This is a genomic window from Marinomonas rhizomae (assembly GCF_024397855.1).
Lineage (GTDB): Bacteria > Pseudomonadota > Gammaproteobacteria > Pseudomonadales > Marinomonadaceae > Marinomonas > Marinomonas rhizomae_A.
Genome location: NZ_CP073343.1, coordinates 1080921 through 1093926, shown reverse-complemented (window position 1 = coordinate 1093926; position 13006 = coordinate 1080921). Strand labels below are relative to the sequence as shown.

Genomic DNA, 13006 nt, shown 5'->3' with positions numbered 1-13006 from the left:
AGGACTCATCTATGCCACACTCTCAACCATCACCAGATCAGCTAAAACATAAAATCCCTGTTGGTATTAGTTCATGCTTATTGGGTGAAAATGTTAGATTTAACGGCGGACACAGCCATTCTGATTATTGCGATAAAGTACTCAGCCACTATTTTGATTATCAAAAATTCTGCCCTGAAGTCGCTGCAGGGTTTGGCACGCCTCGTCCAACACTGCGCCTAGAAGGCAATCCAGAAGATCCAAGAATGGTTTTCAGCAAGAACTCCGAAGAAGACGTATCCGATGTCTTCATGGCAGCGTCTAACAAGTATCTAGAAAACTTATCCCATTTAGATGGTTATATCTTGATGAAGAAATCGCCAAGCTGCGGCATGGAGCGCATCAAGGTTTATCAAGAAAATGGTCATCCACACATGCAAAGAAGCGCAGGACTTTTTACCAAAGCCCTTCAGCAGCGCTATCCACTATTACCAGTGGAAGAAGATGGTCGTTTAAATGACCCAGCACTAAGAGAAAACTTTTTATTACGTGTTTTTACTCATCACGATTTTCGTCACAGCATGGGCGAAGAATCTAGAATGAAGGACCTTATTGCTTTTCATAGCCGTTATAAATATATGGTTATGGCTCATTCTCAACCCATTTACCGCCAGCTTGGACGCATGCTTTCTGGCAACGACCCAAGACCTTTTGATGAATTGAAAGCGGCTTATTTTGAAATTTTAATGATAACCCTCTCAAAACCAGCAGAGCGTAAAAATCACTGTAACGTGCTCATGCACCTTGTGGGTTATTTAAAACACGCCGTGGATGTATCGGTTCGAAAGGATATTTTAGATGTGGTTGAGCAATATCGTCGCGGTGAAGTCAATCTTGCCACGCCTGTCACCTTACTGCATCACTACTTAAAACATTACGGCAGTGAGTACATCAATGAGCAAAGCTATTTCATCCCCTATCCATCGCCTCTTGGCATTCGTAACACGGTTTAAGGTAACGCAATAAAATGAAGATCACACATTTGGTTTGGTTGCGAAACGACCTTCGCTGCGTAGACAATCCAGCACTTTATTATGCCTCTTTAGAAGCAAAATCCGCTAAAGAAGGCATTGCGGTTGTTGTTACTCCCACACCAACACAATGGGCAACCCATAACGAATCGGATGCTAAGACAGGGCTTCGTGCTGGACTCATCAAAAATCTAGCGAACACACTCGCAACTCTTGGTATTCCAATGCATATTCTGCATGCCGAAACGTTTGGGCAGCTTCCAGATACCATTACTGAATATTGCATTAATAATAGTATCAAACATATTTGGTTTAACCGCGATCTACCTATTCACGAGCAACAACGCGATCAAGCCGTATGCGAAAAATTACAGCAACACCAGGTTAGTGCTCATGTTCAGGCGACAGATATCATTGTTCCGCAAGATGTACTTAGTCAGCAAGGCACGCCATTTAAAGTTTTTACACCGTTTTTCAATCGCTGGGTCACCATGCTTGCTCAGCAAGATATAACACCATTGCCAGCACCAGATCCACAGGCTGAAGCCTTGCCAGAACCAAGTTTAAATCTTACATGGGAAAAGCCATTTAGAGAGGATTTATGGCCAGCTGATCACGACATTGCCAAACAAAAACTCTGGCAGTTTTGTCATCATAAAGAACGCCATTATCAAGAAAGTAGAGACTACCCAATTGAGCCTGCCACCAGCACGCTATCCCCGTACCTTGCACTGGGTGCACTAGGTCCGAGACAGTGTTTGGAAGCGATTTTTTACACTTGCGGTCAGGAAGAAAGGCGCTGGCAAGACAGCATTTGGCTAAAAGAACTGGCATGGCGAGATTTCTACCGCCAGCTCATGGCGCACTTTCCTTTTCTTTGCAAAAACCGTCCGTTTAAACCAGAGACAGATGCGTTGGTTTGGCGACACAACGAAAAAGAATTTCAAGCATGGTGCGAAGGTAAAACAGGCTTCCCTATTGTCGATGCTGCCATGCGCCAGCTCAATCAAACAGGCTGGATGCATAACCGATTAAGAATGGTGGCGGCCAGCTTCTTCACCAAACTCATGTTTGCTGATTGGCGCAGAGGCGAAGCCTATTTCATGAGTAAATTGATCGATGGTGAATTCGCTGCCAATAATGGCGGCTGGCAATGGAGTGCGTCGACAGGCTGCGATGCCGCGCCCTACTTTCGAGTTTTTAACCCGACCAGACAATCACAAACCTATGATAAAGACGGTAGTTTTATCCGTCGCTTTGTGCCTGAACTCGCAAAATTAGACGCTAAATCCATTCATGACCCTAAGCCTGAACAAAGAAAACAGTGCCATTACCCAGAAGCAATCATTGATTATAAACCTGCAAGATTAGCCGCTATTGCGGCGTTCGATGAATTAAAGGGACGCTAAGTTAGGTGTGTTTTTCTGATGGCGATTTTGGCAAATTGGCAAATTGGCAAAAATGAAAAACACGCCTATACTTTGAGTTGTAATATTTATCAAACTAAGCTTTTACACATCAAAACAAAAACATATAATCCGTAAAATTTTTTTGGATATATTAATTGCTATGCCTGACTCACCACAACACTTACATGATGTCCTTGTCCACCTTAGACGCATTATCCGTGCTACGGATCTACAATCAAAGCGCGTTGTAAAAGCCTGCGGACTAACGATTCCACAAATAATGGTGCTTCGTTCTATTGAAGCTCTAGGCGATGTTACTGTACGAAAAATTTCTGACAGTGTGTCCCTAAGCCAAGCGACGGTCACAACGATACTGAACCGTTTAGAAGATCGAAAATACGTTGAACGAGTTCGAGGACAAAAAGACAAGCGTGTCGTTAACGCTCGCTTAACACAAATAGGCGTAGAAACGTTAAAAACCACGCCCCCATTGTTACACGAGAAGTTTATTGCCGAGTTTGACTCTCTAGAAGGCTGGGAACAAACTCAAGTTCTAGCCTCTCTGCAGCGCATCGCAATGATGATGGACGCAGAAAACCTAGACGCTGCGCCTTTACTGGACATCAACTCTCCCGATGCATCAGTTTAAGATATAAAATAAAAAAATGGCCGCAAATTTGCGGCCATTTTTGTTTCAATCAGATTTATTATGTTACTGCTTTTTGGGCACTTTCACGATGCTACTGGCGAAGCAAAGACAACAACAGACTAAAAAATGGAGTTAATAGCCTGTTTTTAGCAAAGTATTGACGAGCACTGCAATCGCGCAAAAACTCATTTTAGATTAAGCACATCCTGCATATCATACATACCAGCAGATTTACCTTCCAGCCAGCTTGCTGCGCGAACAGCGCCTTTAGCGAAAGTCATACGGCTACTCGCCTTATGAACAATCTCAATACGCTCACCTTCCGTCGCAAACCAAACACTGTGTTCACCCACTACATCACCAGCACGAATGGTTTCAAAGCCGATTTCTTTTTGAGTACGCGCTCCCGTTTGCCCTTCACGACCATAAACTGCACATTCTTTTAAGTCACGACCTAGTGCTTCAGCAACGACTTCGCCCATTCTCAATGCCGTCCCGGAAGGTGAATCGACTTTATGGCGATGATGCGCTTCTACGATTTCCACATCATAATCATCACCCAAAATCTGCGCAGCGGTAGCAAGCAACTTCAAAGTTAAATTAACGCCAACACTCATATTCGGAGCAAAAACAACTGCTGATTGCTGAGCCGCCTCATTTAGCTTGGCTTTTTCAGCATCGCTCAAACCGGTTGTTCCAACCACGATGGCTTTTTGATGTTTGGCACAAAAAGCGGCATTTTCTAACGTTAGCGTCGGTGTTGTGAAGTCAATAAGTACATCGAAGTCATCCACACAATCTGCCAATGATGCAACTGCGGCAACCCCCAGTTTTCCAACACCAGCAATTTCACCAGCGTCCGCACCAATTAGGCTACTACCAGGTTTCAAAATCGCGGCACCCAAAGATACATCTTTAGCATCATGAATCGCGGTGATTAAATTTTTTCCCATGCGCCCTGATGCGCCAATAACTGCTACTCGCATTGATCTACTTCCTCAATTTTGTCTGCGCAAACCATAGCAAAAATTCACTTAAATCTCAGCATTAAAAATCAATATGGTCGACTACAGAGCATAAAAAAGGAGCCGGAGCTCCTTCATATGATAATACCCAGCCGATTAAAATATTTCGTTTGGCTTCAGCTCATCCACCATATCTCTGTCAAACTCGATAACGCCGTCCGACGGTATTTCATCTATTGTGTTACGCATTTTAGGTCGAGATGTGTCATTTTGCTTAATGACAATCTCAACACGTCGGTTGGTTGCACGATGAGCCGCTGTATCATTAGGCACCAAAGGACGCGTATCAGCATAACCCGTAACAGCGAATCTGCCCTGATTAAGCTGCCCAGTTGAAAACAGCTCTTCAGCCACAGAAATAGCCCGAGCTGATGATAATTGCCAGTTGGAACGGAATCGACCGCTTCCTATAGGCACGTTATCGGTATGACCCTCAACCGAAATAGTACCTTGAATACCGACAAGAACATCGCGAATCAAATCAATAACAGGAATAAAGTCATAATTTAATTCAGCAGAGCCAGATTCAAACGATCCCTGATCTTTGATCCGAATTGTTATGGTCTCTTCTTGCGTTTCAATTTCCACTGTCCCCTTTGAAATTTCTTCACGCATCACCGAGGCAATCATCTGCGCATCACTTTCAGTTTGTTGAATCTTCTTATCCCTTTCTAGATCAGCTTTAGATTTATCTACAAATGTGACGGGCGAAGGTGATCCAGAATCACTTTGCTTTTTTAATTCTGCATCACCCGGTTTACAAATCACTTCCAGCGTATTTTCAGGTGTATTGTCTGCTTTTTGCTTCACTTCATTAATTGGTGTGGGCTCTGGACGACCAGGGCTAAACTCCTGCGCAATGACAGAGGTGCCCATAGGAATAGAATCGGCTTGAACCTCTCGCTGTACGCCAAATGCGGTTTTTAATGATCCAGCAAGTTGCTTGAATTTTATGACATCCATTTCTGAGAACGACAATAAAAGTACAAAGAAACACATCAACAAAGACATGAGATCCGCAAAAGTTCCCATGTAAGCAGGTAAGCCCTCTACACATTCGGGGCATTCTGACTCTTCTTCATCACTCATTCTTAAATTCCGCTTACATCTAACATTTTATTCACGCTCTAATCGCTTGTTTTCAGCCATATAAGACTTAAGAGCACCATCCAAAATACGAGGGTTCTGGCCAGACTGAATGGCAAGCAAAGCATCTAATATTAACTTTTGGCAAATTAACTCTTCATCAGCACGAATATTTAGTTTTACTTGCATGGGCAAAAACACCATGTTGGCCATCATAGCGCCATATAGTGTTGTTAAAAGGGCTACAGCCATCGCAGGTCCAATTGCTTTTGGATCAGACATGTTTGCCAACATCTGTACTAGACCAACCAATGTGCCGATCATACCCATGGCCGGGCCGACATCACCGAAGGCTTTGAAGATCTTGGCACCGGCCGTATGTCGAGCGTATGACTGATTCATATCTTTAGATAGTTGACTTTTGACCACCGTACTATCATGGCCATCTACCAACATCTGAATACCTTTTGATAAAAACGGGTGACTAACCTCTTTACCTTCTAATGAAAGTAAACCACCCTTACGGGCTTCATCTGCTAGGCCATAGATCTCATCGATCAAAGTATCTAACGGTATGCTCTTAAACATGAAGGCTTTCGCAGCAACTTTGCCGGCACTAAGAAACTGACTTAATGGGTATTGCATCAACACAACAAAGATAGAACCAACTAACACAATCAAAATCGATGGAACATTGAGGAACATCCCTGCTGATCCACCGACAAATATGGCGGAAATAATTACTATAAAAGACCCTATAAGGCCTATTAACGTTGCGATATCCACACACGTCTCCTAACAAAAAAGCTATAATGCGACTGGTACAATTTAATGATTCTATACGAAACACAGAAGAAGAATGACATCTTCTTGCAGAATTTTTGTAATTTTCATTAACACTCCCTCGAACAGTAGCTTATTTTCTGTTACAAAACGTAGGTTTAAACAAGAGTAGTCATCATGCCCCGTAAAACAAATGTCCGTCATTTTGAAGAAAACCTCAGTGAATTAGACACGCTTGTCACGCAACTGGAGTCTAACCAGCTTTCTCTTGAAGAGGCGCTAAAAGCCTTTGAAAAAGGTGTTAAACTGAGCCAAGAATGCCAGTCAGTTCTCACCCAAGCTGAGCAAAAAGTTCAAATACTCTTGGAAAAACAAGATGGTGAGCACCTAGAAACTTTTGATCCGGAATTAAATTCGTGACTTTAGACGATTTTTCTCAATACGCTCGCTGTAGAGTTGATGATTACCTTACAAAAAACTTAGGTCAATACAAACCTGCCTCTGATTTACAAAGAGCCATGGCATACAGTTTGTTTAATGGCGGCAAACGCGTTCGCCCTATGTTAACCTACGCTACCGCCTCTTTGTTTGGGCCGTCTAATGAACTGACTGACGCCAGCGCCGCAGCCATCGAGTCTATTCATGCCTATTCCCTGATTCATGATGACCTTCCTGCAATGGATAACGACGACCTTCGCCGCGGCAAACCCACTTGTCATATTGAATTCGATGAAGCGACAGCCATACTTGCTGGTGACGCACTGCAGACCTTTGCCTTTGAGCTACTGAGTGACTCAAAGCACCAGAATACAACACGTCAAATACAATTGATTCAAGAGCTTGTTCAGGCTTCTGGCCGTCACGGTATGGTCACGGGGCAAATGATTGATTTAGCCAACGTTGGCAAAAATATTAATATTGATGAGCTAGAACAAATGCACCAGCATAAGACGGGCGCATTGATTCGAGCCAGTATTCGCATGGGCGCAATTAGTACTGGAGCAAAGAGTGAAGCCGATTTCGCCGCCCTAGATGCTTATGCAGCAGCGATTGGCTTAGCATTTCAAGTTCAAGACGATATTATCGATATCACCAGCGATACAACGACGTTGGGTAAAACGCAATTCTCTGATGAAGACGCAAATAAGCCAACATACCCAAAACTGCTTGGTTTAGAAGGCGCTCAAGCGCTTGCGCTGAGTTTACATGAGCAAGCTATTACCGCTATTTCACCATTTGGTGACGCAGCCCAGCCTTTAGTTGAGCTGGCGAACTATATTATTGGTCGTAACCACTGATATACTTACCCGCTTTTTTAGATTAATTAAATGTGACCAAACCTGTGCCGATGTTCGAAGAGATACCTACTGCGCGACCTGACACGCCGCTACTTGATCAAGTCAACTCACCTGCTGACTTGCGTGCCTTTAAAAAAGAGCAATTGCCTTCTCTTGTCCGCGAGTTACGAGAGTTCATGCTGTACAGCGTCGGACAAACTGGCGGTCACTTTGGCGCTGGTCTTGGCGTCGTAGAACTAACCGTTGCCCTTCACTATATATACAACACACCAGAAGATCGCATTGTTTGGGATGTAGGACATCAAGCCTACCCACACAAAATTCTGACGGGGCGTCGCGACGCGCTACTTAATATTCGTCAGGAAAACGGTATATCCGGTTTTCCAAAGCGCGATGAAAGTGAATACGATACCTTTGGTGTTGGTCACTCAAGCACATCGATTGGTGCCGCACTGGGCATGTCACTTGCTGCACGTCAATTAAAAACAGGCCGCAAAGCGGTGGCAATCATTGGTGATGGTGCTATGTCTGCTGGCATGGCGTTCGAAGCACTTAATCATGCGGGTGATGTGAAAGCCGATATGCTGGTAATTCTAAATGACAACGAGATGTCTATTTCGAAGCCGGTTGGCGCACTGTCTAGCTATTTTGCTCGTATTTGGGCCAGTAAAACTTATGACCACATTCGAGAAGGTGGCAGAAAAGTTTTTTCAGGTTTGCCTTCCGCATTAGAACTGGCTCGAAAAGCCGAAGAACACATGAAAGGTATGGTATCGCCAGGCATGATGTTTGAAGAACTTGGTTTTAACTATATCGGGCCGATTGATGGTCACGATATGGACCATTTATTAACAACAATCGCTAATCTAAAAGACCGAAAAGGCCCTCAATTCCTTCATGTCATAACAAAAAAAGGCAAAGGTTTTGAGCCCGCTGAAGGCGACCCTATCGGCTATCACGCTATTAATAAGATCGAGCCTGATCCGAAACCAAACGTAGAGAAAAGCAAATTACCAAAATACTGTAATGTGTTTGGGAAATGGGTGTGTGATGCCGCCGAACAAGACGACAAATTGGTCGCTATCACCCCAGCTATGAAAGAAGGCTCCGATCTAATTGAGTTTGCTGATCGCTTCCCAGAAAGATACTTTGATGTTGCCATCGCAGAGCAACACGCAGTGACATTAGCCGCTGGCATGGCCTGTGATGGCGTTAAACCTGTTATTGCGATTTACTCAACTTTTCTGCAACGCGCTTACGACCAACTCATTCACGATGTGGCACTGCAAAATCTTGATGTCTTGTTCGCCATTGACCGAGCAGGATTAGTCGGTGAAGACGGTCCAACTCATGCTGGCGTTTACGATTTAAGTTACCTTCGTTGTATCCCAAATATGGTTGTTATGGCGCCTTCTGATGAAGACGAATGCCGTAAGATGCTACAAACTGGTTACGAACATAAAGGCCCAGCTGCCGTGCGTTATCCTCGCGGAACTGGCCAAGGTATTAATATTGAATCAACATTGAGCACACTTGCCATTGGCAAATCTCGTACACTAAGAACTGGTCAATCTGGTGTTGTCATTTGCGGTTTTGGTCGCCCTACTTACGATGCTCTACAAGCCGCAGATAAATTAGACGCGACCTTGCTCGATATGCGCTTTGTTAAACCGATCGATGAAGAAGCGTTACTTGCTAATCGCGAGGCAAAACTTATCGTAACCGTTGAAGAGAATGCCATCATGGGCGGGGCAGGTTCAGCAGTAAGTGAATTCCTACTTGCTAACAACATAAACATTCCAACGCTTCACCTTGGTTTACCAGATCAATACGAAGAACATGCTAGCCATGCATCTATGCTAAGACGCATAGGATTGGACGCAGAAGGGATTTTGCAAAGTATCGAAAAAAAAGCTAAATTCGCTATAGAAGGCTTCCAAGGCTGAATCTAAGCCACGGTCTGTCGTTATGCTGACCGTGGTGCAAACATAATAATTGCCATTCCTAATAGCGCCACCGCAGAACCAAGCATATCCCACGTCGTTGGACGAATACCGTCAACCACCCACAACCATAAAACGGCCATGAAGATATAGACACCACCATAAGCCGCATAGACCCTGCCTGATGCTGTCGGATGCAGCGTTAACAACCAAGCAAATGCCACTAAGCTAAATACAGCAGGCACTAATAACCAGATTGTTTTGCCTTCACGCAACCAAAGGTAAGGCAAATAGCAACCAACAATCTCTGCCAGTGCGGTTACCATAAAAAGACCTAGTGTTTTTAACTCAGGCAAAAGAGTATTCCTTCTAATAATCTAATCAACGCACCAAACACATAGGCACAAAGCGAATACCATTAAAATCAGCCTCGCTCCCTGTTACTTCAAACCCATAAGATTCATAAAAGCCAACCGCATTCACTGACGAACGCAGACTGATTTCTTTAGCGTCTGTTGTCTCTAATAAAGCGCTAAGTAATTGTTTACCAACCCCCTGACCTTGCAGCGATTTAGACACAAATAAATGAGTAAGATAATTGCCATCACGTAACGCAGCAAAACCAACGATCTCGCCAGAGTCTACGACCTTTAGAGTCTGGAAACGTTCTACATCAAACGTCGTAATAATATCGGGTAAGACACGCGCTTGGTATTCCGCTTTTCCCTGAACATTGAAGTGAGGCAACACGTCCACTGCAGATACTTGGCTAATAAAGAGCTTAACAGGTTCTAAATCTACAACATCCGCTTCCTGAATATTCATTTCTACTCCGTAAACGCAAACCTTAAGTCGCAGTTTTTCATCTAAAAATATCAGTTTACAAGCGAAGCGAACAATACAGAAGGTTGTTCTGTGACATTTTTTTGAGCCAGCTCTATTAAGACGACAGCATTTGAAGAAGTAAAGACGAAAGTGGCCTAGCCGATCTATTGTTTACAAATCGACTAGGCCACTAAAGGTAACAGGATGAATAATTAAGCTGCTTTTAAACTGCGTTTGTTACTCAAATAGATCATTGTGATCGCGCCAATTAACAACAGAATCGCAATGTATCTGCTGCTATCTAATGGAATAATATTATTTTCCAACCAGCCAAAATGGTCGATGACCAGACTCATAATCAATTGACCTGAAATCGTACAGACTGTCGCTGCTGCTATACCAATTTTAGGCACAGCAAACACCACAATTAACATATACATCACACCAAATAACGCTCCCATAAGCTGCCACTTAGGCGCACTAAAAAGGGTGACGTCATGGTTTGGTTCAAAGAAGAAAAACAGCAAGAAGGAGATAGCGAAACCAATCACAAAAGTCAGCCAAGCACTGGCAATTACGCCAACCGTATTGCCAAGACGGCCATTAATGGAAGACTGAACAGACAGGGCCACACCACCCAATATCAACATAAACACGGCGATAATTACGGTCATACTATTTTCTCCTAACTCAAAAGCCAAAGGGCGGCGACAATCATCACCACAGCCAAAATTCGATACGGATCAATCCCGCGTTTTTCACTGCCCAACAAACCATAATGATCAATCACCAGACTCATACCGATTTGTCCTAATAAAACACTGGTCATCGTCATACCCACACCAATAATCGGTGTTGCTATGGTGAGAAAAACAACATAAACAGGTCCTAAGACGCCGCCGGTTAATAACCATTTAGGCTGTTTAAACAACTCAGGTAAATTAGGCTTAGCAAAGAACACCATAATCAATGACAACAATATCGACCCAATCATAAAAATCGCCAAGGTAGCTGAAAAATGCCCAACTAATTCGCCTAATGGCCCTAACAGTCCAGCCTCAGCAGACAATCCCATGCCCGCTGCCAACACCAAGAGATAAACAATTATTTGCATAGCTTTTATTCCACTCGTTTTCGTTGCGGGCATTGTTTATTGATGCTTAAATTAAATCAATAACACAGATAACAAGTAATAATTGCATTATGAGCATCAAACCACTCAGAGTTTTTCTTTCCGTTGCTAAAACAGGTAGCTTTGTTGCAGCTGCACGTGAGCTGAATTTACCTCCGTCTTCTATCTCTCGATACATCTCAGCCTTGGAAGAGGAGCTTGGCCAGCGTCTTTTTTATCGACATACCCGTGCGGTAAAGCTTACCGAAGTGGGCGATTATTATTTTGCGGAAGTAAGAGAAGCATTAATTAGCCTAGATTTAGCCACAGAGCATGCTAAAGGCTCGCTTCTCACTCCACAGGGCAATCTAAACATTAATGCGCCAGTTTCATTTGGCCGATTACACTTATCTCAATTAATCGGTCAGTTTCAGCAGCGCTATCCAGACATAAATGTTGAATTGATGCTAACCGATGCCTATGTCGATCCTGTCGCGAATGGCTCTGATATTGTTATTAGAATTGGTGGTTTTGAAGACTCTAGTTTGAATTACCAAGCCATTGCCGACGAACAATTCGTACTGTGCGCAGCACCAAGTTATCTTGAAAGCATAAAAGAAAAAATCGACACCCTAACTCAGCCAAAGCAACTGCTCGATTTAAACTGCTTGGTTTATAAAGGCAATAACGGACGTCGTAGCTGGTTCTTCCAACAGGAAGGCAAGACCGCATTTGAGTACATTGAAGTCACTGGCAACCTATGCAGCAACAATGCAGACATTCTGGTGCAAGCTGCCTTAGCTGGCCAAGGAATTATTTTATTTCCACGCTGGTTAGTATTTAAGCACTTGGCATCAGGAGAATTGGTTGCCTTGCTAGAAAACTGGGAAGGATCAGAGAAAGACACCCAACAAAGCATTTATGCTCTCTATCCAGGCAACAGACTAAAGTCTTCAAAAGTGGTGTATTTTCTTGATTTTATGGCAGACTTTTTTGGCCGTTCGCATCCCTACTGGAATAAACGCCTTATTGAAAACGCATAAGAAAGGGGGAGATGAAAATACATCTCCCCCTTATTAATCAATAATCTTCGACATTATTTTGCTGTGATCACGTCCATCACTAGCTTGCCGTTCACCTTGATAGGGCCATCTTCTTTCGCACCTAAGGTGTATTCAAAAATACCGGTTTTCATGCCACCAGCCTCACCATGTAACATCAGCATCAACATTTCACCTGATTTAACAGGCTCAGTTAAAATCGCTGATACATCATGATTCATACCTTTTCTAAGTGGTGCATAGGCCACGACAGGACCGGGTTTCATCGCCTTATCTGTACGATGAACAACTAACCAGCCATTACTATCAGCGGTAACGACATCTGCACTTACTGTACCACCAGATACATCTTGATCACTGCCTTTTACCGAAAGATTGCCGCTCATTCCACCTGCTAAAGCAGCACCAGTCATTGTCAAAATACCTAAGCCAAGTGTTATACGTGAAAATGTATTTTTCATAATAAACTCCTAAATAGTGTCTTATTGAGTAGTATTTTCCTTTTACACTGATAGCTACGAGCACAATTGAAAAAGGTTTCAGCCAATTAGTGTTTTCTTAGATTTTTTTAACACTTGAAAATAAATGCCAACCCACCACACATGAGAAGTACAAATCCTTCAAATTATGAGAAGAGTTAAACGCTAATAAACTCCGGCAAACAAAACAATTTACACCTCTAATTTAGACACAACCCTCTCAAATACTCAGGGTATCTTTTTCAGCTAAAAAGCAACTAAATCAAGCATATTAGACGCATACAATCACAACTAAAGCGGCTAAATATTTGAAATACAATAATTAGA

15 protein-coding genes are annotated in these 13006 nt (G+C 43.2%); 7 read left to right on the top strand and 8 right to left on the bottom strand.

Features of this window, described 5'->3' with window-relative positions; all coding sequences use genetic code 11:
* The first annotated feature begins 11 nt into the window (after positions 1-11).
* From KDW99_RS05080 to KDW99_RS05070, 3 genes are all read left to right on the top strand, one after another.
* The gene (locus tag KDW99_RS05080; RefSeq protein ID WP_255828217.1) at positions 12-992 is read left to right on the top strand and encodes a YbgA family protein; all 981 of its coding nucleotides are present in this window, start codon (positions 12-14) and stop codon (positions 990-992) included.
* 14 nt (positions 993-1006) lie between these two features.
* A complete protein-coding gene (gene phrB / locus KDW99_RS05075) occupies positions 1007-2419 on the top strand; it encodes a deoxyribodipyrimidine photo-lyase (protein WP_255828216.1) in 1413 nt (470 codons plus the stop codon).
* Positions 2420-2579: 160 nt separating this feature from the next.
* Entirely contained in the window at positions 2580-3068 is a 489-nt protein-coding gene (locus KDW99_RS05070; RefSeq protein ID WP_255828215.1) for a MarR family winged helix-turn-helix transcriptional regulator, read from the top strand.
* A 185-nt stretch (positions 3069-3253) separates the two neighbouring features.
* On the opposite strand, the gene dapB is transcribed toward KDW99_RS05070, so the two are convergent.
* From dapB to pomA, 3 genes are all read right to left on the bottom strand, one after another.
* A complete protein-coding gene (dapB, locus tag KDW99_RS05065; RefSeq protein ID WP_255828213.1) occupies positions 3254-4054 on the bottom strand; it encodes a 4-hydroxy-tetrahydrodipicolinate reductase in 801 nt (266 codons plus the stop codon).
* 135 nt (positions 4055-4189) lie between these two features.
* A complete protein-coding gene (locus KDW99_RS05060) occupies positions 4190-5182 on the bottom strand; it encodes a flagellar motor protein MotB (RefSeq protein WP_255828212.1) in 993 nt (330 codons plus the stop codon).
* Between the two features lie 27 nt (positions 5183-5209).
* On the bottom strand, positions 5210-5965 hold the full coding sequence (gene pomA / locus KDW99_RS05055) for a flagellar motor protein PomA (RefSeq protein ID WP_255828210.1): 756 nt from the start codon (positions 5963-5965) through the stop codon (positions 5210-5212).
* Positions 5966-6139: 174 nt separating this feature from the next.
* On the opposite strand from pomA, the gene KDW99_RS05050 reads away from it, so the two are divergent.
* Genes KDW99_RS05050 through dxs form a run of 3 tightly spaced genes read left to right on the top strand, consistent with a single transcriptional unit; the run spans position 6140 to position 9206 of the window.
* Positions 6140-6382, top strand: a complete 243-nt coding sequence (locus KDW99_RS05050; protein ID WP_255828209.1) for an exodeoxyribonuclease VII small subunit — start codon at positions 6140-6142, stop codon at positions 6380-6382.
* Positions 6379-7260, top strand: coding sequence for a (2E,6E)-farnesyl diphosphate synthase (ispA, locus tag KDW99_RS05045; RefSeq protein ID WP_255828208.1), 882 nt, complete (start codon positions 6379-6381; stop codon positions 7258-7260). The genes KDW99_RS05050 and ispA overlap by 4 nt, the downstream gene beginning before the upstream one ends.
* A 50-nt stretch (positions 7261-7310) precedes the next feature.
* A complete protein-coding gene (gene dxs / locus KDW99_RS05040; protein ID WP_255829256.1) occupies positions 7311-9206 on the top strand; it encodes a 1-deoxy-D-xylulose-5-phosphate synthase in 1896 nt (631 codons plus the stop codon).
* Between the two features lie 20 nt (positions 9207-9226).
* Here the strand turns inward: dxs and KDW99_RS05035 are convergent, their stop codons facing one another.
* The 4 genes from KDW99_RS05035 to KDW99_RS05020 form a co-directional block, all read right to left on the bottom strand.
* A complete protein-coding gene (locus tag KDW99_RS05035; protein WP_255828207.1) occupies positions 9227-9559 on the bottom strand; it encodes a YnfA family protein in 333 nt (110 codons plus the stop codon).
* A gap of 25 nt (positions 9560-9584) precedes the next feature.
* Positions 9585-10028: a GNAT family N-acetyltransferase gene (locus KDW99_RS05030; protein ID WP_255828206.1), complete on the bottom strand. Its 444-nt coding sequence runs from the start codon at positions 10026-10028 to the stop codon at positions 9585-9587.
* A gap of 212 nt (positions 10029-10240) precedes the next feature.
* Complete coding sequence (locus KDW99_RS05025) at positions 10241-10702, bottom strand: DMT family transporter (protein WP_205115668.1); 462 nt, start codon at positions 10700-10702, stop codon at positions 10241-10243.
* An 11-nt stretch (positions 10703-10713) separates the two neighbouring features.
* Positions 10714-11142: a DMT family transporter gene (locus KDW99_RS05020; RefSeq protein ID WP_255828204.1), complete on the bottom strand. Its 429-nt coding sequence runs from the start codon at positions 11140-11142 to the stop codon at positions 10714-10716.
* A gap of 89 nt (positions 11143-11231) precedes the next feature.
* Between KDW99_RS05020 and KDW99_RS05015 the strand changes: the two genes are divergently transcribed.
* Positions 11232-12182, top strand: coding sequence for a LysR family transcriptional regulator (locus tag KDW99_RS05015; RefSeq protein ID WP_255828203.1), 951 nt, complete (start codon positions 11232-11234; stop codon positions 12180-12182).
* Positions 12183-12235: 53 nt separating this feature from the next.
* On the opposite strand, the gene KDW99_RS05010 is transcribed toward KDW99_RS05015, so the two are convergent.
* A complete protein-coding gene (locus KDW99_RS05010; RefSeq protein WP_255828202.1) occupies positions 12236-12661 on the bottom strand; it encodes a DUF7282 domain-containing protein in 426 nt (141 codons plus the stop codon).
* Positions 12662-13006 lie beyond the last annotated feature (345 nt).

Bases quoted from the DNA above. Each gene is read 5' to 3' on its own strand.
- KDW99_RS05010 (WP_255828202.1), bottom strand. From the start codon at position 12,661: ATGAAAAATACATTTTCACGTATAACACTTGGCTTAGGTATTTTGACA.
- KDW99_RS05060 (WP_255828212.1), bottom strand. From the start codon at position 5,182: ATGAGTGATGAAGAAGAGTCAGAATGCCCCGAATGTGTAGAGGGCTTA.
- KDW99_RS05025 (WP_205115668.1), bottom strand. From the start codon at position 10,702: ATGACCGTAATTATCGCCGTGTTTATGTTGATATTGGGTGGTGTGGCC.
- KDW99_RS05050 (WP_255828209.1), top strand. From the start codon at position 6,140: ATGCCCCGTAAAACAAATGTCCGTCATTTTGAAGAAAACCTCAGTGAA.
- phrB (WP_255828216.1), top strand. From the start codon at position 1,007: ATGAAGATCACACATTTGGTTTGGTTGCGAAACGACCTTCGCTGCGTA.
- dapB (WP_255828213.1), bottom strand. From the start codon at position 4,054: ATGCGAGTAGCAGTTATTGGCGCATCAGGGCGCATGGGAAAAAATTTA.
- KDW99_RS05030 (WP_255828206.1), bottom strand. From the start codon at position 10,028: ATGAATATTCAGGAAGCGGATGTTGTAGATTTAGAACCTGTTAAGCTC.
- dxs (WP_255829256.1), top strand. From the start codon at position 7,311: ATGTTCGAAGAGATACCTACTGCGCGACCTGACACGCCGCTACTTGAT.
- KDW99_RS05070 (WP_255828215.1), top strand. From the start codon at position 2,580: ATGCCTGACTCACCACAACACTTACATGATGTCCTTGTCCACCTTAGA.
- KDW99_RS05015 (WP_255828203.1), top strand. From the start codon at position 11,232: ATGAGCATCAAACCACTCAGAGTTTTTCTTTCCGTTGCTAAAACAGGT.
- KDW99_RS05080 (WP_255828217.1), top strand. From the start codon at position 12: ATGCCACACTCTCAACCATCACCAGATCAGCTAAAACATAAAATCCCT.
- KDW99_RS05020 (WP_255828204.1), bottom strand. From the start codon at position 11,142: ATGCAAATAATTGTTTATCTCTTGGTGTTGGCAGCGGGCATGGGATTG.